Origin of the sequence: Aquipluma nitroreducens (assembly GCF_009689585.1) — a bacterium.
GTDB classification, from domain to species: domain Bacteria; phylum Bacteroidota; class Bacteroidia; order Bacteroidales; family Prolixibacteraceae; genus Aquipluma; species Aquipluma nitroreducens.
Genome location: NZ_AP018694.1, coordinates 2,551,044 through 2,570,841, shown reverse-complemented (window position 1 = coordinate 2,570,841; position 19,798 = coordinate 2,551,044). Strand labels below are relative to the sequence as shown.

General features: G+C 39.5%; 18 protein-coding genes. 11 read left to right on the top strand and 7 right to left on the bottom strand.

Translation table 11 applies throughout. The features are described 5' to 3' along the window. Nucleotides 1-4: 4 nt before the first annotated feature. The 3 genes from AQPE_RS10770 (at nucleotide 5) to AQPE_RS10760 (ending at nucleotide 3,915) form a co-directional block, all read left to right on the top strand. On the top strand, nucleotides 5-1,759 hold the full coding sequence (locus tag AQPE_RS10770) for a tetratricopeptide repeat protein (protein ID WP_318351062.1): 1,755 nt from the start codon (nucleotides 5-7) through the stop codon (nucleotides 1,757-1,759). A 112-nt stretch (nucleotides 1,760-1,871) separates the two neighbouring features. Beyond that, on the top strand, nucleotides 1,872-2,657 hold the full coding sequence (locus AQPE_RS10765) for a DUF4292 domain-containing protein (protein WP_318351061.1): 786 nt from the start codon (nucleotides 1,872-1,874) through the stop codon (nucleotides 2,655-2,657). 4 nt (nucleotides 2,658-2,661) lie between these two features. Continuing rightward, a complete protein-coding gene (locus AQPE_RS10760; protein WP_318351060.1) occupies nucleotides 2,662-3,915 on the top strand; it encodes a murein hydrolase activator EnvC family protein in 1,254 nt (417 codons plus the stop codon). Between the two features lies 1 nt (nucleotide 3,916). On the opposite strand, the gene AQPE_RS10755 is transcribed toward AQPE_RS10760, so the two are convergent. From AQPE_RS10755 to AQPE_RS10745, 3 genes are all read right to left on the bottom strand, one after another. Beyond that, nucleotides 3,917-6,022: a tetratricopeptide repeat-containing sensor histidine kinase gene (locus AQPE_RS10755; RefSeq protein ID WP_318351059.1), complete on the bottom strand. Its 2,106-nt coding sequence runs from the start codon at nucleotides 6,020-6,022 to the stop codon at nucleotides 3,917-3,919. Nucleotides 6,023-6,166: 144 nt separating this feature from the next. Next, on the bottom strand, nucleotides 6,167-6,514 hold the full coding sequence (locus tag AQPE_RS10750; RefSeq protein ID WP_318351058.1) for a hypothetical protein: 348 nt from the start codon (nucleotides 6,512-6,514) through the stop codon (nucleotides 6,167-6,169). Between the two features lie 224 nt (nucleotides 6,515-6,738). After that, nucleotides 6,739-7,443: a Crp/Fnr family transcriptional regulator gene (locus AQPE_RS10745; protein ID WP_318351057.1), complete on the bottom strand. Its 705-nt coding sequence runs from the start codon at nucleotides 7,441-7,443 to the stop codon at nucleotides 6,739-6,741. A gap of 279 nt (nucleotides 7,444-7,722) precedes the next feature. Between AQPE_RS10745 and AQPE_RS10740 the strand changes: the two genes are divergently transcribed. The 4 genes from AQPE_RS10740 to AQPE_RS10725 all read left to right on the top strand — a co-directional run bounded on the left by AQPE_RS10740 (nucleotide 7,723) and on the right by AQPE_RS10725 (nucleotide 10,551). Continuing rightward, nucleotides 7,723-8,139: an OsmC family protein gene (locus tag AQPE_RS10740; RefSeq protein WP_318351056.1), complete on the top strand. Its 417-nt coding sequence runs from the start codon at nucleotides 7,723-7,725 to the stop codon at nucleotides 8,137-8,139. Nucleotides 8,140-8,143: 4 nt separating this feature from the next. Then, on the top strand, nucleotides 8,144-9,022 hold the full coding sequence (locus AQPE_RS10735) for a helix-turn-helix domain-containing protein (RefSeq protein ID WP_318351055.1): 879 nt from the start codon (nucleotides 8,144-8,146) through the stop codon (nucleotides 9,020-9,022). 152 nt (nucleotides 9,023-9,174) lie between these two features. Next, the gene (locus tag AQPE_RS10730; RefSeq protein WP_318351054.1) at nucleotides 9,175-9,747 is read left to right on the top strand and encodes a YceI family protein; all 573 of its coding nucleotides are present in this window, start codon (nucleotides 9,175-9,177) and stop codon (nucleotides 9,745-9,747) included. 93 nt (nucleotides 9,748-9,840) lie between these two features. Next, entirely contained in the window at nucleotides 9,841-10,551 is a 711-nt protein-coding gene (locus AQPE_RS10725; protein ID WP_318351053.1) for a pirin family protein, read from the top strand. Between the two features lie 103 nt (nucleotides 10,552-10,654). Here the strand turns inward: AQPE_RS10725 and AQPE_RS10720 are convergent, their stop codons facing one another. Then, entirely contained in the window at nucleotides 10,655-11,827 is a 1,173-nt protein-coding gene (locus AQPE_RS10720; protein ID WP_318351052.1) for a hypothetical protein, read from the bottom strand. Between the two features lie 135 nt (nucleotides 11,828-11,962). Between AQPE_RS10720 and AQPE_RS10715 the strand changes: the two genes are divergently transcribed. Together AQPE_RS10715 and AQPE_RS10710 are read left to right on the top strand one after the other, a co-directional pair. Next, on the top strand, nucleotides 11,963-12,982 hold the full coding sequence (locus tag AQPE_RS10715) for a DUF6807 domain-containing protein (protein ID WP_318351051.1): 1,020 nt from the start codon (nucleotides 11,963-11,965) through the stop codon (nucleotides 12,980-12,982). Nucleotides 12,983-13,003: 21 nt separating this feature from the next. Further along, complete coding sequence (locus AQPE_RS10710) at nucleotides 13,004-14,371, top strand: Gfo/Idh/MocA family protein (RefSeq protein ID WP_318351050.1); 1,368 nt, start codon at nucleotides 13,004-13,006, stop codon at nucleotides 14,369-14,371. Between the two features lie 60 nt (nucleotides 14,372-14,431). Here AQPE_RS10710 and AQPE_RS10705 read toward each other — a convergent pair whose 3' ends face one another. The 3 genes from AQPE_RS10705 to AQPE_RS10695 form a co-directional block, all read right to left on the bottom strand. Further along, nucleotides 14,432-15,382 carry a helix-turn-helix transcriptional regulator gene (locus tag AQPE_RS10705; RefSeq protein WP_318351049.1) on the bottom strand — a complete coding sequence of 317 codons (951 nt, stop codon included), beginning with the start codon at nucleotides 15,380-15,382 and terminating at the stop codon, nucleotides 14,432-14,434. Nucleotides 15,383-15,520: 138 nt separating this feature from the next. Next, nucleotides 15,521-15,871 carry a DUF3795 domain-containing protein gene (locus tag AQPE_RS10700; RefSeq protein ID WP_318351048.1) on the bottom strand — a complete coding sequence of 117 codons (351 nt, stop codon included), beginning with the start codon at nucleotides 15,869-15,871 and terminating at the stop codon, nucleotides 15,521-15,523. After that, complete coding sequence (locus tag AQPE_RS10695) at nucleotides 15,868-16,320, bottom strand: GyrI-like domain-containing protein (protein WP_318351047.1); 453 nt, start codon at nucleotides 16,318-16,320, stop codon at nucleotides 15,868-15,870. Before AQPE_RS10695 ends, AQPE_RS10700 begins: the two co-directional genes overlap by 4 nt. A gap of 176 nt (nucleotides 16,321-16,496) precedes the next feature. Here AQPE_RS10695 and AQPE_RS10690 point away from each other — a divergent pair, with 176 nt between their 5' ends. Both AQPE_RS10690 and AQPE_RS10685 read left to right on the top strand, forming a co-directional pair. Beyond that, nucleotides 16,497-17,858, top strand: a complete 1,362-nt coding sequence (locus tag AQPE_RS10690) for an NAD-dependent succinate-semialdehyde dehydrogenase (RefSeq protein ID WP_318351046.1) — start codon at nucleotides 16,497-16,499, stop codon at nucleotides 17,856-17,858. A gap of 154 nt (nucleotides 17,859-18,012) precedes the next feature. Next, nucleotides 18,013-19,797 (top strand): DUF6057 family protein, encoded by a 1,785-nt coding sequence (locus AQPE_RS10685; protein WP_318351045.1) that lies wholly within the window; start codon nucleotides 18,013-18,015, stop codon nucleotides 19,795-19,797. Nucleotide 19,798 lies beyond the last annotated feature (1 nt).

Below are 19,798 nucleotides of genomic sequence, written 5' to 3'. Positions count from 1 at the left end.
AACAATGAGAAACAGATATTTGGCATATTTTGCCGTCATTTCAGTGCTGTCTATATCATGTGCAACGGCTCAAAAGCGTGTAAAATCAGCAGTTGCGTCAAAGCCGGCAGTGGAAGAAAATTCCATTTCTGAAGATGATAAAAATGAGTTTGAATACACTTTTATTGAAGGCCTGAAGCAGAAAATGATAGGCAATCAGCAAGCTGCCATTTCGCTGTTTTCGAAGTGTCTGACGATCAATCCAAATTCGTCTTCGGCCATGTTCGAACTGGCCAAAATACACAGCGGCAATGGAGATATGACAAGCTCATCGCTTTTGCTCGAAAAGGCCATTAAAATTGAACCCGAAAATAAGTGGTACAAAGTTTTATTGGCACAGATTTACGAGCAGGGAAAGCAATTCAAACTAGCCGCCGAATTATACCAGCAACTCTATCAGCTTAACCCTGATAATCTGGAATATCTTTACATGAATGCAGCTTTGCTTTCGTCGGCAAAGGAGTACGATCAGGCAATTGAAGTTTATAATACACTGGAAAAAAAAGTTGGAATCAATGATCAGATTGCCGTTGAGAAAGAGCAGATTTATCAGGCTGCCGGAAAGAAAAAGGAAGCGCTTGCTGAACTCCAGAAACTGATTGATTTTAACCCACAGGAACCGCGTTATTATGGGTTAATGGCCGATTATTACCTTTCGGAAAAGGAAGAGGTAAATGCGCTGAAATATTACATGAAAATTCTGGAAATCGACCCGAATAATGGATTTGTACTGTTTTCGCTGACATCGTTTTACCGGGAAAAAGAAGATAAAGAGAAGGCATGGGAATATGCCCGCAAAGCTTTTGAGAATAAAACGGCAGAGGTTGATACCAAAATTCAATTCTACCTGATGATAACAGCCGGTCCGGATAAGCCCTTTTTTACTGATGACCAGATTTCGGAATTGGTTGATATTTTGGTAAAAACAAATCCCGACGATTTCCGTGTTTATACCGTTTACGCCGAATACCTGATCAGCAAAGGCAAATTGGTTGAAGCGCGCGAACAACTCCGGAAGGTGCTTGAGACCCAAAAAGACAACTACATGATTTGGGAACGGATGATTCTGATAAGTAATGATTTGCTTGATTTTAAAAGCATTTATACCGACTCGGAAAAAGCGCTCACTTTATTTCCCAATCAGGTTACTTTGTATGGTTTAAAGGCGGTAGCCTGCCTTCAGCTCGAAAAATATGACGAGGCGCTTGAAATCCTGAAAGAAGGAGAACCTTATTTGCTTGATAATAAAATCATGAAAATACAGTTTGCATTGTATCAGGCCGAAGCTTATTACAAATTAAATCGGGTAGAAGAGGCCTTCAAAGCTTTTGATGAGGTGATTACCCTTGATCCTGAAAATTGGATGGCCATGAATAATTATGCCTATTACCTTTCTGTACGAAACGAAAATCTGGCTAAGGCAGAGGAATTGAGCAGTAAAGCTGTTCGTGCAAATCCAGAGAATTCGACTTATTTGGATACTTATGCCTGGGTTTTGTTTATGCGGAAAGATTATTCGCTGGCTAAATTTTACATGGAAACAGCTATGAAAAATGGTGGTGATAAAAGTGGAGTAATTACTGAACATTACGGCGATATTTTAATCATGCTTGGAGAAAAGGAAAAAGCCATTGAAGAGTGGAAAAAAGCCTTGGAATTGGGTGAAGGAACCAAGTTTTTAGGTGAAAAAATTAAGCAGGAACGCTATCTCGATAAATAAAGGTACAGTGATAAGAACGAATTCAATAAAATTTTCAATTTTTGGTTTAGTTTGCCTTGTTTTTATAGGTTTTTCTTCTTGTAAAACAACACGGGTTGCAACACCTTCATCAGTGGTTGTTAAACCAATAGGTACCAACAAACTGATCAGGAATATTGAAAATAATGCTTTTGATTATAAGCATTTATCGATTAAAAAAATAAATTGCCAGTTCGATAACGGAAAGACCAAAACCTCTTTCAGGGCTAGTATTATGGCCGAAAAAGACAAGCAGATAATCGTCATGTTGAGTAAATTGAACATTCCGGTCGGTCGGCTTTGGTTAACTCCGGATAGTGTAAAATTCATCAATTACCTCGAAAAGAATTATTTTTTGGATGATTATAGCTACCTGAGTTCAATGCTCGATATGGATCTTGATTTTGAGACCATTCATGCCATTGTTTCCAATAATATTTTCTCGTTGGGCGCAGAAAAGCGCGACAAGGAAATCAAAGATTATGAAGCCAAAATCGATTCGGGAATGTACGTTTTAGAGTCGGAAAAAAAACTGAAACCCCGGAAAGAAAATCAGAAGATGAGCGATAGGAAACTGGCTCGTAAATCGCATAAAATCATTCCTAATTCGCCCGTTCGACAAACAATCTATGTTGATCCGGTGACATATAAATTACGGAAGATCAAAATGGTAGATGTTGCCAATTCCCGTAATCTGAATATTGATTTCTCCGATTTTGTGCCTGTTGAAAAGCAATTGTATCCGGGCGAAATGTCGCTCAATTTTACCAGTCCTGAAAGTTCAATGAAACTTAACATCAAATTTGCAGGCTTCTCGACTGAAGAAGAAAAGGAAATAAGGTTTAGAGTTCCCGAAAGATATACCCAGATTAATCGTTAAGAGTATGAGGAGCTTTTTACTTCTTATTGTGTTTTTGATGCTGGCAATATTGGTTAATGGCCAGTCACTTGACGAACTGCGCAAGAAAAAACAAAAAACAAACGAGCAGATCAAATACACCACAAAATTACTTGAAGAAGCTAAAAAGAATCAAACAAAGACCCTCAATAAATTTAAAATACTAAACAAGCAAATCGAACTCCGTACCAACCTGATTACCGGTATTAACTCAGAAGTTGGTGTTTTGGCCGATTTTATCGATCAAAATGCTTGGTTGGTTGCCTCACTCAATGCCGATTTGGAAGAGCTAAAAAGTGAATATGCCCGAATGATCGTTTATGCTCAAAGGAATCAAACCAATTACGATAAGTTACTTTTTGTACTTTCCTCAAATAGCTTTAATCAGGCCTACAAGCGCATAATGTATCTTCGGCAATATACCGAATACCGGAAACGTCAAGCCGAGTTGATTCAATGGATTCGCGATCTGATACAAGTAAAAGTGAGCCGGTTACAACTGCAACGAGCCGAGAAGGAAACCCTTCTTCAATCGAAAAAGCGGGAGGCCGACCAATTGACGAAAGAAAAAACGCAACAGGGACAGTATCTGACCACACTTCAGAAAAAACAAAAGGAATTTGAGAAAAAGCTGAGAGAACAACAGCAGATTGAAGCTCAGTTAAGCAACGAGATTCAAAAGATTGTTGAAGAAGAGGTTCGAAAAGCCAGAGAAAGGGCGCGTGAATTGGCCCGGGCTAAAGAAGCCACGAATAAGACAGGGAAACCCTCAGCAAAATCACCTGCATCGACAGGTTATGAGATGACTCCGGAGGAAAAATTAGCATCAGGTCAGTTTGAACAGAATAAACGTCGGTTGCCGTGGCCGGTTGAGCGTGGGGTAATTACCGATCACTTTGGTATTCATGAGCATCCGGTACTGAAAAATATTCAGGTCAAGAACAATGGAATAGATATTTCGACGGCTCAGGGAGTTAGAGCACGTGCCGTATTTGCTGGTGAGGTGAGCCGCGTGTTTATGGTTACAGGAGGTAATATGGCTGTTATTATACGTCATGGAAAATACCTGACTGTCTATTCCAATCTGGTGAATGTTCAGGTTAAATCGGGCGATAAGGTGGCCATAAAGCAAACCATTGGAACCATTGGAACTGATGGTGACGATGAGAAGACAGTTCTTAAATTCCAAATCTGGAAGGAAAACGTAAAAATGGATCCGGAAGACTGGATTGCGAGATAAATCAGTTTAAAATAGGAGCAGACATGATCGTTCTTTTTGTTTGCATCGACGAATGAATTTCAGGATTATACAATTTAAGTTCAAGAGTGAATTGACTTCCTATGCCTGTTTCGCTTTCCACCCAAATCTTTCCATTCATTGCTTCGACGAATTCTTTGCAGACCGAAAGTCCTAATCCGGTACTCTTTTCACCTGCTGTGCCCCAGGTTGTTTTTTTATGGCCGATTTCAAACAGGGATTCAATCCTGTCTTTTTCAATTCCGATTCCTGAATCTTTGATTGAGATTAGGACAGATGTGTCTCTGGATTCGCACCAAACTTTAATATGTCCGTCTTTTTGTGTAAACTTAATGGCATTGTTAATCAAATTCCGGCATATTGTCTTTATCATATTCTGGTCGGCCCAAATCTGAAGGTCTTCTTGCTTTAAACAATCAATTGTGATGCCTTTATCAGATGCAATCGGTTGATAAAGTTGGAGACAATCCTTAAAGATGTCATTGATATTCAATGGTATAAACAAGGGTTGCAACCTTTCGGTCTGGCTTCTGGCCCAATTTAGCAGGTTGTCGGTCAAATCAAGTATCTGATCGGTCTTCTGATCCATCATTCTTTGGGTTGATTCAAGGGCAGCATAATTTTTGTCTTCAATATAGAAACCAATCAAACTTGAAATATTTGAAATGGAAGCCAGTGGACTTCGAAGATCGTGAGCAATAATACTGAATAACTTATTCTGGGTGTTCAATGATTTTTGAAGTTTGTTATGCTGTTCCGAGATTTGACTTTTTTGCTTTAGAATTCTTTTGCGTTGAAGGCGTAACAGTTTGTTTACTTTTTTATAGTAGTAAAAGAAATAAACGAATATGCCAAGAATACCAATGACCAGCAAAATACCTATTATCAATTGATTGCGCTGTGTCTTTTGAACCAGAATCTGATCTTCCTGATGTTGGTTTTCCTTCTGCAGTAAAGCAATCTGGGTGTTCTTTTTTTCGGTTTCGTATTTTTTTTCAAGCTCCAGAACTTTTGCTGTTGTTTCAATCTTATAGAGACTGTCCTTTAATACGTTGTATTTCTGATAATAGCTCAATGCTTTATCCAGATCAGTGATATTTTTGTTGTAATAACCCGAATTCCAATGGGCTAAATAAAGGTTGTTATAATTGCCCATAATAGCTTGCGAATTCTTTATTTTTCGGGCAATTTCCAAGGCTAAGTTTCCGTATTCTTTAGCCTTGGGGTAATCTCTCCGCTCAAAACAGATGGAGCCCAAAACCCTGTAACAGCGCTCTATTTTTATCTGGTTACCAATTTTTAAGTTAGTCTCCAACGATTTTGTAATATAATCCTCAGCTTCTTTATATCGTTTTTGCCTAAAAAAAAGAGCTCCTAAATTATATGTAATTTGAGCCTTGTTGTCCGGAGAATTAGTATCGCTTACTAATTTGTAAGCTTTCTTAAATAATATTTCGGTTTTATCGTATTCTTTCATATCGGCATAAACATTTCCTGTGTTTTGAAAAAGCGTATACCGTTGTACGGTGTTCATTTGGCTAAAATATCTGTTCTCTAGAATGTTGAAGTATTTTAACGAACTGGTGTAATCTTTCATTTTACGGTGAGTAGTTGCCTGCTGATTTAGAACTTCAAATTTTAAATCAAAGGGATCACTATCTTTTAGTAATTTTTCTGCCTGAAGTAAATTCTCAACTGCTGAAGTAAAATTGTAATCCTCCTGCGATACATCAGCAAGAGCTAAATGCGCTTTTATTTCTTCCAGGCGACACTTTTGTTCTTGCGTTTCTTTTAAAATATTGTTTAATAGTAACTTGGAAGAGTCGGGGAACCCCAGCCTAAATAAAGCCTTTCCACGATACATTTGTGCTTCCCAAATACCATTTCTGTAATTAACTTGAGCAGCCTTTTGCTCTGTTTCTTTGCTTACAATAAGCGTGCTGTCCAGATTGCTGTTTAACAACTGTTGCAAATTACCAAGGATGTGTTGGATAATAAGTGTATCAACCTTAGTAGTTACTTGCGAAAGACTGTCCTTACTGATAAGTCCGCAAAAAAGGAATATAAATGCAAAAAAGAGCTTTTGCATATTGGCTTTTAATTTGAAGTCAATAGAAGTTAATTCGACGGAAAGTTATAAAAAAGGATGGTTTAAATTATAAATTATTAAAAGGTGATTCCCAATAAATTCCTTTGATTAAAAGCACCATTTAACCATTGTCCAAAATATTGGTTATGGATTTGTATCGCTGAAATCTATGGACGAACTGTCTCCTGCAGCTGGGCCATATTTGCCACCTGAAACTGATATTTCAGTGATGCACAGAATTTTCTTGTAGTTTACCGATTTATCTATGGCAATTTCAACATTAGTCGAGAAAATTGGATTTTCAGGACCATTGACTAGTTGGGTTGCATCCGAAAGCGTGAAGATAACTCCCCAATATTTGTCATTACCACTTTTTACTTCTTCCTGACGGATACTCGCGATTGTCTGATCTTTTACGGCGTTAACAATCACCGATAGTTCATACTTTTCGTTTTTTTTACTTAAGCTCAGATATGGTTTATTAGTCTTCATGAAATTAAGTTTTAAAAATTTGTTCTATAGTTTAAATTTTTTTAACAGGCAAACAACTTAACGCTACCAAGTTAATAAGAAAAGGAGTTAATTAAACAAAATATTCGTGAAAATAGCGTTTGTTTCTATCCGTTGACCGATCGGATGTGTTTATGGAAGTGGTAGCTAAAAAAGAGGTAGCTTCATTCACTGAAACGACCTCTTTTGAATTATAGAAACCTTTGCTAAAGCAGATTGGCAACTTTGGTCAATCCCGGAACATTAATAAATTTTATCTTTCTCCCCTGTAAATCAATCAGTCCGTCTTGTTTGAATTCGGATAGCAGCCTGATTACACTTTCGGTAGCGGTTCCAACCATGTTGGCCAGTTCTTCGCGAGTGAGCGAAATCTGTAGAGTTTTGGCATTGTCGAGCTCAAATTCATCTTTCAGGAGCAATAGAACTTCTGCAAGTCGTTCGCGCACTGTTTTTTGGGCTATATCTGTAATATAGTCGTTAGCTTCGCGTAATTCTTTACACACAATTTGCAGCATGTGGTGCGAGAACTGCCAGTTGTTCTGTATCAGGTATAAAAGTGTTTGGTACGGAATATGGCTCAGCACGGTTTCTTCAATTACTTTGGCAGTGGTGCAGGCTAGTTCCTGACTTAGAAGCGAACGATACGCTACAATATCGCCTTTTTTAGCGAAGCGGATAATCTGTTCTTTGCCGTCGATACCGGTTTTGAATATTTTCAAAATACCTCGCGTAACACAGTAAAAACCCGTTAACCGACTGCCTTCTCTGTAGATAATGCTTCCTTTTTTATACAACGAACAGGTCTTGTCATAATTCAATTGAGCCATTTCCTGTTCGGTCAATTTTTTGAACAATTGAAATCCATTTAGATCGCATTCGTCATCTGTCGGCCTTTTAATTGAACTTCTCATTGAGTTGCTTTGTTTGTTAAATGATTAAAGAACAATCAGAATTTAATATACATTGAAGTTTTTTTTAACAAAATCAAATGTAAAACTTAAATCATAGAATTTAAACGTAAAATTAGCTTAATTATTCAAATCACAATATAGAAGTATTCGAATGATATAGACATGCGACCCGAGGGTCGGGCAAACCGAAAAAATATTAACATTTATTTGCTTAATTCCTTTCGTTGTGGATATCATAAAAAACAAGATTGTAGAACCCTTAAATGAAAATTTATACAAATGAAGCATGTACTTGATTTAGCCTGGAAACAAAATTTAGCATTCGAGTGTGATATGGATGGTCATCGTGTTGTAATTGACGCATCGAAAGAGGGTGGGGGCGACGATTTAGGCCCACGTCCAAAGAAATTAATGCTAACCGCTCTAGCTGGTTGCACGGGCATTGATGTGATTATGATCCTGAAAAAAATGCAGGTCGTTCCTGAAGAATTCAATGTAATTGTTGAAGGCGATTTAACAGAAGAACATCCGATTAGGTACAACAAAATGAAAGTAATTTATCAGTTTAAGGGTAAGGATTTGCCAATGGATAAGCTCGAAAAGGCGGTTAAACTTTCAGAAGAGAAATATTGTGGCGTCTCAGCTGCCTATCGGCTAGCCATGGATCTATCGCTTGAAATTCGTGTTGTGAAATAATAAAATGAAGAAGAACGTCCGCCTATTTGATGAAGAAAGTGAAAAGATCTTTACTATCAGGAAGATCTGTGATTTCAATGATGAGGAAATAGAGCATAACCTTATACCTCATTTACACGATTTTTATTCAATTTTCTGGATCGAATCAGGAGAGGCCATACACGCTACCGAATTTGTTGAATACAGCCTCAAAGCTGATACTATTTTATTTGTTCCACCGGGCTTAAAGCACCGGATGTACATTGACAAGTCGGTTGGAGGAACATATATTCTATTTAATGAAGAGTTTATCCAGTATAACCGCACAAACCATGTTCCGTTAAAGGAATACCGCTTGTTCAATAATTCGGACTTTAAAAGCCTGATAACTGTCGTTCCGGAGAAGCGTGAAAAGCTAAATAATATTACAGGGCTGATTTTTGAGGAGCTTAAAAACTCTGACGATTACAGTCAGGATATTGTTTTGAATTTGCTGCATCTGTTCCTGCTCGAATCACGCCGAATTTTCGACCAGCAGAATCAGGTACCCAAAGAGGAATCAGAAACAACTCCGGATACCACTATTATCAAGTTTAAACAGTTGATCGAAGAAAATTTTGCGAAAGAGAAGAATGTTTCGTTGTACGCAGAAATGCTGAATATGAATCCTTCGTGCCTGAATGAATTGACCAAACGAACGACTGGAATTACCGCCGGAGAACTCATCCGCAACAGGGTAATTGACGAAACCAAGAAATTGCTTTATTCTAGTAGCATGTCAGGAAAAGAGATTGCCTATGAACTGGGTTTTGATGACCCGGCCTATTTTAGCCGTTTCTTTAAGAAGTACACCGGTACTACTTTGAAGGAGTTTCGTGATGTTAGCAGAAAAAAATACCATTAAATCCTTTTTTAGTCCATTTTTCACATTGTTTCTTCACCATACATTTGTAACTGTATAAAAACAATTAAAAATTAATCAGTTATAAAGTAAACCACTATGGAGGGGAGTTGCTTGAAACAGAAAAAATCAATTATCAATTAAAATTAAGAATTATGAAAACGATTAAATTATTTGGATTATTGGTGTTGGCTCTTACACTTACAACAGCCGTATTTGCCGGAACACAAAAAGTAGATGTTGCAAAAAGTTCGGTAAAATGGCTGGGTAAAAAAGTTACTGGGGAACATTCCGGAACAATTAGCATTAAAGAGGGTGCTCTGGACGTTACGAATGGTAAAGTTACAGGTGGAAAAGTTGTAATTGACATGAATTCAATTACAGATACCGATTTGACTGATCCAGCATGGAATGCCAAGTTAATTGGTCATTTGAAATCAGACGATTTCTTTGGTGTTGCAACTTATCCAACTGCCGATCTTGTTATAACCAAAGTTGATGGCGATAATTTCTCCGGAAATTTGACGATTAAAGGAGTTACTCTTCCCAATACATTTACTGCTACTGCTACAAAAGATGGGAAAAGTACAGTTTACAAAGGAACGATTACCATCGACCGGAGTAAATATGGTCTTAAATACGGTTCTAAATCCTTCTTCGATAACTTAGGCGACAAAGTAATTTACGACGAGTTTACCCTCAACTTCAGCCTGGTTGTTGCCGAGTAAATAAGTGCCTAAAGTACTTAGAGTTCGGAGTGCCTAAAGTTGTTCCTATAAGAACTCTAGGCACTTCGCACTTCAAACTTCAAACTTTTTATCATGAAACTTACGGTTCATAGGGCAGGATGCAGAGGACATGCAGATCACGGTTGGTTGAATACCTGGCATTCGTTTAGTTTTGCCAGTTATTACAATCCTGATCGGATGCATTTTGGTGCTTTGCGTGTGCTTAATGATGACACTGTTCAGGCCGGAATGGGTTTTGGCACTCATCCGCACGATAATATGGAAATCATTACCATTGTGCTGGATGGTGAACTCGAACACAAGGACAGTATGGGAAACGGATCGGTTATCCGGCCGGGCGAAGTACAGGTAATGTCGGCCGGAACAGGTATTCAACATTCCGAGTTTAACCATTCCAATAAAAATGAAGTAAGCTTACTTCAAATCTGGGTCTTTCCGAATAAGAAAAATGTGGAACCCAGATACGGTCAGGCCAAATTTTCGGATGAAGAAATGAATGGTAAATGGCGAACTGTTGTATCGCCCGATGGTGCTGACAATATGCTTTGGATTCACCAGCAGGCCTGGTTTTCGCTTGGGAACTTTGAAGCAGATGCAAAAATCAGTTATCAGCTGAAAAAGGCAGATAGTCTGGTTTATGTGTTCCTGATTTCAGGAGAACTTAAAATCGGTTCAGAAACCCTGAATCAGCGCGATGGATTGTGCATCGAGCAAATTGCATCAGCAATAGACATGAAAATAACGAGAGAATCGAAGGTTCTTTTGATGGAAATTCCGGGTTAAGACAGATAGCTGATACTAGATTTATACAAAATCCTTCAAGGTTTTCAAATGCCTTGAAGGATTTTTTTTTGCTTACTGAATTACTGAGACTGATAACTTTTTTTCAGGGCCATATTTCCGAAATGTTCTCTTTGATCGGATCAATTCGGATCAAATCAACTTTAAAATCGGTCAGATCTTGACCTTTTACCTCGAAAACGGCTTTGTAATTCTGCTCGTTTTCCTTTTCCTGAAAATCTGAATTCTTCTTATCAGTTAAGTACTTCATGGCGGCAATGTTTCCAACATCGGCATCCGAAAGCAGGAACAGAACCTTTCGGCCATCTTTAGCACAGAAATGAATCAAACTTGCATATTCGTGATCGAGGTAATTCTCCGAACGATTATCAAAAAACAAGGTACTGTCTGCTGTCTGGTAGGTAAATGAAGAATGTTGCAAATCATATTTCAGACCAACCCGCTCAAGTGTTGGTTTCAGGAATTGTAATGTTTTAATGGAGCCTATAAAAATCAGATGCTTATTTCGGGTGTCTTCCCACCGCAATTGCGACGAATATTTCATTTCAACATTGGCTACACCACCCCCGAACATTTTCATGATTGTAAACAAACCTAATGGAGCTTGCCTGTTGATGTAAGTTGTATTGCTTTTCCTGATCTTATCGATTTGTTCCGGATGAATCTTCAGGTAGTCATCCAGATCTTCGTTCGAATTTATTCGGGTATCCCGCGAAGCTCCAAGCCGGCCAGTAGCTATCGAATCGGTGAAAAAATAATGATCGCCTAAAACAATCAGGATCGGGTAATTTGGTTTCAGAAATCCCTTCCAGATTGCTTGTTTTGGCTGACGAAATTTATCCGTATTCAGGATCAAAATAAATGCGATAATGATCAATACAAATCCTGAAATAAAAAGTCCCAGGCTATATTTTTCGAGTGACCGTTTAAACGATTTATAGGTCTGGAATTTGAATTCAACCAGGTATTTTCCTTTGGGGATTTGAAGAATAACCGTATCATCCTTTCCTTCATTTTGATAATACTCCTTAAGTTTATTTCGGAGATTCAGAATGTAAACCCTTACATTTAATTCCTTTTCCTGATCTGCTTTCTTCCCGAAAACATCCAAAGCAATTTGCTGTTCTTTTGGTGTTTCTCCTTTAAGAGAGCAATTCACGAGGTAATTTAACAAGTCGCGGTACACCCCCGGCTTCGAGAATGTTTTGCTACTCAGTAACTTCTCCAGTGTTTGTGATATCTTCCGGTGATCGGTCATTAAATCGTTCTGAATGAGTACCGTTAATTCTTTTCTTTACGCCAATATTACGCAATAAAGTTTAAATTTTTTCTAATTTTATAAATCCGTCCTTACATTGAGTCAAAATAGATTTTAACTAATACTTATAAACGAATGAAGACATTTTGCATTACAGCCATTGTACTGTTATTGGCTGTTACAATTACCCAGGCGGCGAAAAAGGAGAAAGTTGAATTTAAGAACGACGAGAGTGGTAAAAAAGTGGAAGTTTACCTAAGTGGGAAACTTTTCACAGCCTACATTTATCCGGATAACATGGAGAAGCAATCGCTTTACCCAATTATGAGTGCCTCCGGAAAATTTATTACCCGAGGTTTCCCATTAAATCCAAGGCCATTTGAACGGACCGACCATCCTCACCATGTTGGTCTCTGGTTTAATTTTGGCGATGTAAACGGACTCGATTTCTGGAACAATTCGTATGCCATTAAAGCCGAAGATAAGCCGAAATACGGAACCATTAAATTCAGGAAAATTCTTAGCGAAAACCCGGCAAAGGGAACGCTGGTTACCAATGCTGATTGGGTTGATGTGAAAGGCAATGTACTTTTAAATGAGGAAGCAACTTATATTTTTGAGGGCGACGGAAGTACCCGTACCATCGAACGGATAACCAAATTAACAGCTAAACAAACTGTTACTTTTAACGAAAACAAGGAAGGACTTATTGGTTTGCGTCTTGACCGCACGTTTGAAGAGCCATCAACAAAACCCGAAAAATTTCTCGATGCCAATGGTATTGAAACTGAAGTTCCGGTTATGAATAATAACGGAGTCAATGGAGTGTACCGTAATGCCGAAGGAGTTAAAGGTGGTGATGTTTGGAGCAAGCGGAGTCCTTGGGTAGCCCTTCGTGGAGTTAAAGACGGCGAAGTCATGACGGTGGCTATTCTTGACAATAAAGCCAATCCCAACTATCCGGCTTGGTCGCATGCCCGTGGTTACGGCTTGTTTGCAACCAATAATCTGGGTGGTCGTATTTTCGATAAAAATGCAGCCGAAGTAAAAATTGTACTGAAACCGGGAGAGACCATCACCTTTAAACACAAAATTGTAATTGGTGGTGACCTGACTGATGCTACATTGAATAACCTTTCTAAGAATTTTAAATAACCAACATAAACGCTATTACCAATGGAAAAAGAAGAAAAAAACTCAAGAAGGAATTTTTTGAGAACTGCTGCAACCGGTGCTGTTCTGGCTGCGGTAACTCCTGCTGCATTTGCAAGTGAATCGGTTAAAAAACCAGTAATTATTCCTGCCGGAGCAAAAGGCGCCAACGACCGACTTCGTGTTGCAGTGCTGGGAATTAACGGCAGAGGTAAAACACATATCGAAGTCATTATGGGATTAGCCGAAAAAGCCAATGTTGAATTGGTTTGCTTGAGCGATCCGGATCTGAATATTCTTCAGGAGCGTGCTGCTGAATTCGAAAAGAAATACGGGCGAAAAATTGCCATCGAACAAGATTTCCGTAAGGTTTTTGACGATAAAACAATTGATGCGATAACATTGGCAACACCAAATCACTGGCATGCACTTCAAACAGTTTGGGCATGTCAGGCCGGAAAAGATGTTTACGTTGAGAAACCGGCAACACACAATATTTCAGAAGGAAGAAAAATCATTGAAGCTGCTTACAAATACAATCGCATTGTACAACACGGAGTTCAACTCAGAAGCTCGGTTGCGATTCGCGAAGCAGTTAAACATCTTGAAGAAGGGCTGATTGGTCGCGTTTACATGTCGCGCGGGTTGGTATATCGCTGGCGTCCCGACATTGGTAACAAAGGTATTTCCCAAATTCCGGCAGGGGTCGATTACGATTTGTGGTGCGGACCAGCTCCAATGCGCCCGTTTACCAAAAACCTGGTTCACTACAACTGGCACTGGCATTGGAATTATGGCAACGGCGATGTGGGCAACCAGGGAATCCACGAAACCGACCTTTGCATGTGGGGATTGGGTGTAAACTCGTTACCTGAGCGTATAACTTCGATGGGTGGCAAGTTCCTTTGGGACGACTGCAAAGAAGTTCCTGAAATACAAACTTCCATTTACCATTATCCGAAAGAAAAGAAAATCATTCAATTTGAAGTTCGAAACTGGTGTACTAACCTTGAAGATGGTGCTGGAGTTGGCAACATTTTCTACGGAGACAAAGGTTATTTGGTAGTGAAAGGTTACGATACGTACGAAACTTATCTGGGCGAAAAACGCGAAAAAGGTCCGAGCCGCTCCGAAAAAGGCGAACTGGATTTACATTTCCAGAACTGGTTCGATGCCATTCGTGCCCGCGATATGAGTATTCAGAATGGTCCGGTTCAAACCGGAGCTCTGTCTTCTTCATTGGCCCACCTCGGAAATATTTCTTATCGTTTGGGTAAACAACTGGAGTTTGATCCGGTAGCCGAACGTTTTATTGGCAACGATATTGAAGATGCCAACGCCATGCTATCACGCGATTATCGTGCACCTTATTTGATGCCAGAAATCATATAACATAGTCTTTTTGAGTCTTTTTTTCAAGGGGAACCGCAGTTTATCTGTTGTTCCCCTTTTTTATTGGTAATTCTCTATTATTCCTGAAATGTATTGATCCACAATTTGTTTAAGTTCTTCAGGTTCTTCAACTTTGGCATACGAACCTGAGGAGATTATCCACGTGGCAAAACCACGAAGTTCGTTATTTGAAAAGCGAAGGCGACTGGTTTGATCGTCAATCTTTTCTTCTTCTGTAAATCCATACCAATATTTCGATTCGTTAATCAGTTTTATCCGGTCAGTTTTCAGGATAAGCGAAATATTGGCTTTATCGCTAATCACATTGAGTTGCCTGATAAATTCGTCCATCGAAATGTGCTGCTTCCCTTTGAAATTTTCCTGGCTTATCCTCAAATCCTGAATTCGGTCGAGCCTGAAATCGCGGTATTCGCTGCGCAAACGGCACCAGGCAAATAAATGCCACCGACGACTGTAATTACAAAGTCCGATTGGTTCAATCACCCGTTTGGTCGCGGGAGCTCCATATCCGGCCTGATAATCAATTTCCAGAACCTGTTTCGAGACCATTGCCTGCTGAATTTCACCCAGAAAAAGGCGGTTAAAATTCACATTCGATGAGGTATAATCGAGTACCGATATTTGGCTGTACAATTTTTCGAGCCGGTCTTTTTCTTCCGGATTCAGGATGGCTTTTATCTTGAACAAGGCAGAGCAAAACTCAGTCTTCATTCCATCATCCGACATTTTTTCGACCAGTTTTTCGCCAAACAACAATGCCGAAGCCTCTTCTTTAGTAAACATCACTGGGGGAAGTTTATAATTCTCCATCAGGAAATAACCCACACCAGCTTCTGCGCCAATCGGAACGCCAGATTCTTCTAAAGCCCGGATGTCGCGATAAACCGTGCGCAAGCTGATCTCGAAGCGTTCGGCAATTTCCGAAGCTTTTACAATTCGTTTGCTTTGGAGGTGGATCAAAATGGCATTCAGTCGTTCAATGTGGTTCATGTTGCCAAATTAAAGGAAAAGTTTACGGTGATCAGTCTCAGTTAGCAGAAAAACGTTACGTGTTGCGAGATCCGAGTTTCGAGTTGACTTAACCCGTAACTTGCATCTCGTAACTCGCAACAATATTCACTACACCTTCTACTTTCCTTTCAGCGACTGCTGCCCGGTTTCTGCCATATGCGTTGCATACCAGACTGCACCGTTTTCACGGATGGTCAGGATGCACTTTTCGCGGTTCGAACCAAAAATAAATGCGAATACCTTCGAAATTGGGTTATTGAATTTCTTGCAGGCATTAGGCGTTTCGAGCGCACAATCGGCACACGAGCTAAACTGTTGATTAATGTTGCAGGTACGGATTTTGCACCAGTGTTTCCCCTGAATTTGTTTACAACTTGGGCATTTCCCTGAAATATATTTGCGGCATGCACCGCAATATAATCCGCAGTATGCAATTAACTGCGGATCGTTTTTTACTTCCTGAATCATTGAACTTCAACTTGAATTTCGGTTACACAGTTTTCCTGATTTTCAAAATCGCAGATGTGATAAACTTCACGGCAAATAACCCTACAGGATTGGCCTGGCTGCAAAACAGAAGGCATCAGTTTCTGGTAGGTTTCTCCCAGTTTGTCCCAGGGTCCGTTGTGGATTTCGCTGATACAGTTAAATTCAGGAAATTCGGCAAACCTAAATTTACCTGGATCTCCTTTCGGATTATTTACCGGAAGGGCAATGGTTAATTCAAAGGGCGTGGCGGGACTTCCATCTGTTGCGTCGTAAACCCAGATTTGCGGACCTGAAATTTCGAGCTGAAGTTCAAGGGCTTTTTCAACCAGTTCATTAGGTAGATTTCCGGTGTCGGCAATCATTGTTTTCAACGTGGTGTCGATGCTGATGCAAAGTACAGTCGTTTTTTGTACGGTTTTCTTTTCCATGGCAAATGTGTTTTAAGTGAATAAAATTACGATTAAAAAATGTGCTGAAAAATGTTTAATTGTTTTCATGGAACAAAGGAAACAAGGGCGAGTGACAACAGTATGTCAGCAGGGTGGGAGAGCTACAATTTTTTCTTCAGCTTATAAATAGCTATTTTTGATTCAAACAAAATGCCATGCAATCCATCAATCCATTTACCGGACAAGTCATTCAGGAATATCGCGAGTACGCTCCTGAAGAAGTTGAGAAAATCATTGTTAACGTTGATCAGGCATTTCATTCTTGGAAACAGACAAGCTTTGAGCAGCGTGCCATGTGCATGAAAAACCTTCAGGCCAGATTGCTTGTGCAGAAAGAAGAATTGGCCGGAATTATCGTTTCGGAAATGGGAAAAGTGAAACGCGAAGCCATTGGCGAGATCGAAAAATGCGCTTCAGTTTGTGGCTATTATGCCGAAAATGCCGAGTCGTTCCTGAAAAATGAACTCATCAAAACTGAAGCAACCGAATCGTACATTTCATATCAACCGATTGGAACAGTTCTGGCAGTGATGCCATGGAATTTCCCATTCTGGCAGGTATTCCGTTTTTTGGCCCCGGCGCTGATGGCGGGTAATACCGGAGTTTTGAAACATGCTTCCAACGTTTCCGGTTGCGCCTTGGCCATCGAGCAATTGGTTAGCGAGGCAGGTTTCCCGGAGAATGTTTTCCGGGCGCTTATCATTGGCTCAAAAGAAGTAAAAGCAGTCATTGAAAATCCGCTGATTAAGGCAGTGACGCTTACCGGAAGCACTCCTGCCGGACGATCGGTGGCTTCCATAGCTGGTTATGCTCTGAAAAAATCGGTGCTCGAATTGGGTGGGAGCGACCCGTACCTTATTTTGGAAGATGCTGACATTGAAACTGCTGCCCGTTTGTGTGTTACGAGCCGTTTGCTCAATGCCGGACAAAGCTGCATTGGGGCCAAACGATTTATCATCGCTGACGCAGTCTACAATCAGTTCAGAACTGAATTTGTGCGGTTAATGAGCGAGGCTAAATTTGGTGATCCGCTTGATGCACAAATCTCGATTGGTCCGTTGGCACGTGCTGATTTGCGCGACGAACTTCACCAGCAAGTGGAGAAAAGCCGTCAGTTGGGCGCAACAGTTTTGCTTGGCGGAAATGTTCCTGAAGAAAATGCTCCGTTTTATCCACCCACTGTTTTAGAAAATGTAGTTCCCGGAATGCCTGCTTATCACGAAGAATTGTTTGGTCCTGTCGCGGTTTTGTTCAGGTTTAAAGCCGATGAAGAAGCCATCTGGATTGCCAATGACACCGTTTTTGGTTTGGGAGCAGGCGTATTTACTTCCGACATTGAAAAGGGTAAATCGTTAGCCGAAAAAGGTCTTGAAGCAGGTTGTGTGTTTGTAAACGACTTTGTAAAATCCGATCCCCGGTTACCGTTTGGTGGAATAAAGGAAAGCGGTTATGGCCGTGAGTTATCGATGGTTGGCATCCGCGAATTTGTGAATGTGAAGACGATCGTTGTCAGATAATTCCTTTATTGAAAATGATCGATTTAAGATCGTTTTTTTATACTTTGAAAAGAATCTTTTTGTTGGATGTAAATTGATTAAAAGAATCATTTACATTTACACGGATTGAATATAAATCAATTGCCAAACGCATAACTAACTTATAACTAAAGGAATGCCTCGCTTTTTGACTGAAAAAATTGCAGATCGCTTAAGGTGGATTTTTTTATGCATCTTATTTTTAGCTTTTTATTTCTATTTCTTCTCGTTCAACAAATTTCACCTGTTTTATGTGGAGCAAACCCAACTTTTCAGGTTTTCGGGCGACTACTTTCGACCCTTTCTGGAAAAACCAGGCGAGTTTATTTTTTACCTGGGTGAATTCTTAAGTCAGTTTTTTGCCAATCAATACCTTGCTGCAGGTATTGTTACGTTATTGGCCGTTACTACCTATTTTCTAACTCATTTAATTTTAAAAAAGCTGGGAATAGATGCACTTGTACTTAGCTTACTTCCGGTTTTGTTTATTGCAGGTTTTCAGAGCAACCATCTTTTTAAAATTGGGTTGATTGTTGGAGTTATTTTAGCTCTTTCGTTTTCATATTTGTATTTGAGGCTAACCAACAATTTGTACCGGTATAGTATTGGAGGTGTTGCATGGCTTTTACTGTATGTCCTTTCGGGTAGTTTTGCATTGTTTGCTTCGGTATTAATAGTGCTCTTTGAGTTGTTTTATTTTAATTCAAAGAAAAAATGGAGTGTAATTTTAGCGATTGTACTACTTTCCTTAGGGTTTCCTTATCTAGGCTGGAAGTTTTTTTACCTGATTCCATTTGCGGATACATGGTTCTATCCGTTACCTTTTTGGGGTGTTTCGCGAATGCCTTTATTTGCGGCTTTATTGCTTTATTTCCCGGTAGTTATTTTAATCCTTTTAGCATATAAGCAAATCAGGAAAAAGGAAACGTTGATTATTCCTTGGAATCTTGCATCAATACTGGCCGGAAGTGCAGTTATTATTGCCGGGATTGTGGTTGTTAAAACAAAGGCATATGATCCGAAGATTGAAATATTTCTGGGCATGGATCACCATGTACAGACAGAAGACTGGAATAAGGTAATTAGCCTTTCTAAAAAATACCCGGGAACCAATCGGTTGGTATTGTATTATACAAATTTGGCTTTATATAAAACCGGACAGTTTAGTACCCGAATGTTCGATTTTCCGCAACATGGAATCGATGGTCTGCGACTGGAATGGACTCGTGACGAAGTAACACCATTTTTTGGAGGGGAGATCTTTTATCACCTTAATTACATCAACGAAGCTTATCGGTGGGCTTTCGAATCGATGGTGGCAAAAGGCTTAAATCCACGTTCGCTAAAGCGGTTGGTTCAAACAAGCTTAATTAATGGGCAATATGAAGTTGCAGCAAAATACCTGAATGTTTTGGACCAAACTCTATTTTATAAAGATTGGGCAACGAAGTATAGAACGTACGTTTTAGATCCGGCCAGAATTAGTGAAAACAAAGAACTGGCTGAAAAAAGGAAATTCTTAGCAAAGAACGATTTTATTAGTTACGACCTTGGATTGCCTTTATTGCTAAAGGAACATCCGGAAAATAAAATGGCGTTCGAATATTTAATGGCTGTTTTTCTTCTGAACAAGGACATTACCAATTTTGCAGCAAATATCTACCGTTTAAAGGAGTTGGGATATCGCGAAATCCCGGTTAATTACGAAGAAGCCCTTCTTTTCTGCATGACTTATTTCAAAAAAGATCTTGTTCCTGAAGGACTTTCGATTCGACCATCCACCATTCAAAGGAAAAACGAATATATCGCACAAATTTCGAGATGTGGTGGTGATCGAGACAGAGCCGCCAGGGAGTTATATAAACAATTTGGCAACACCTGTTGGTACTATTTACATTTTGCCGGACAAACTCAAAAATAGC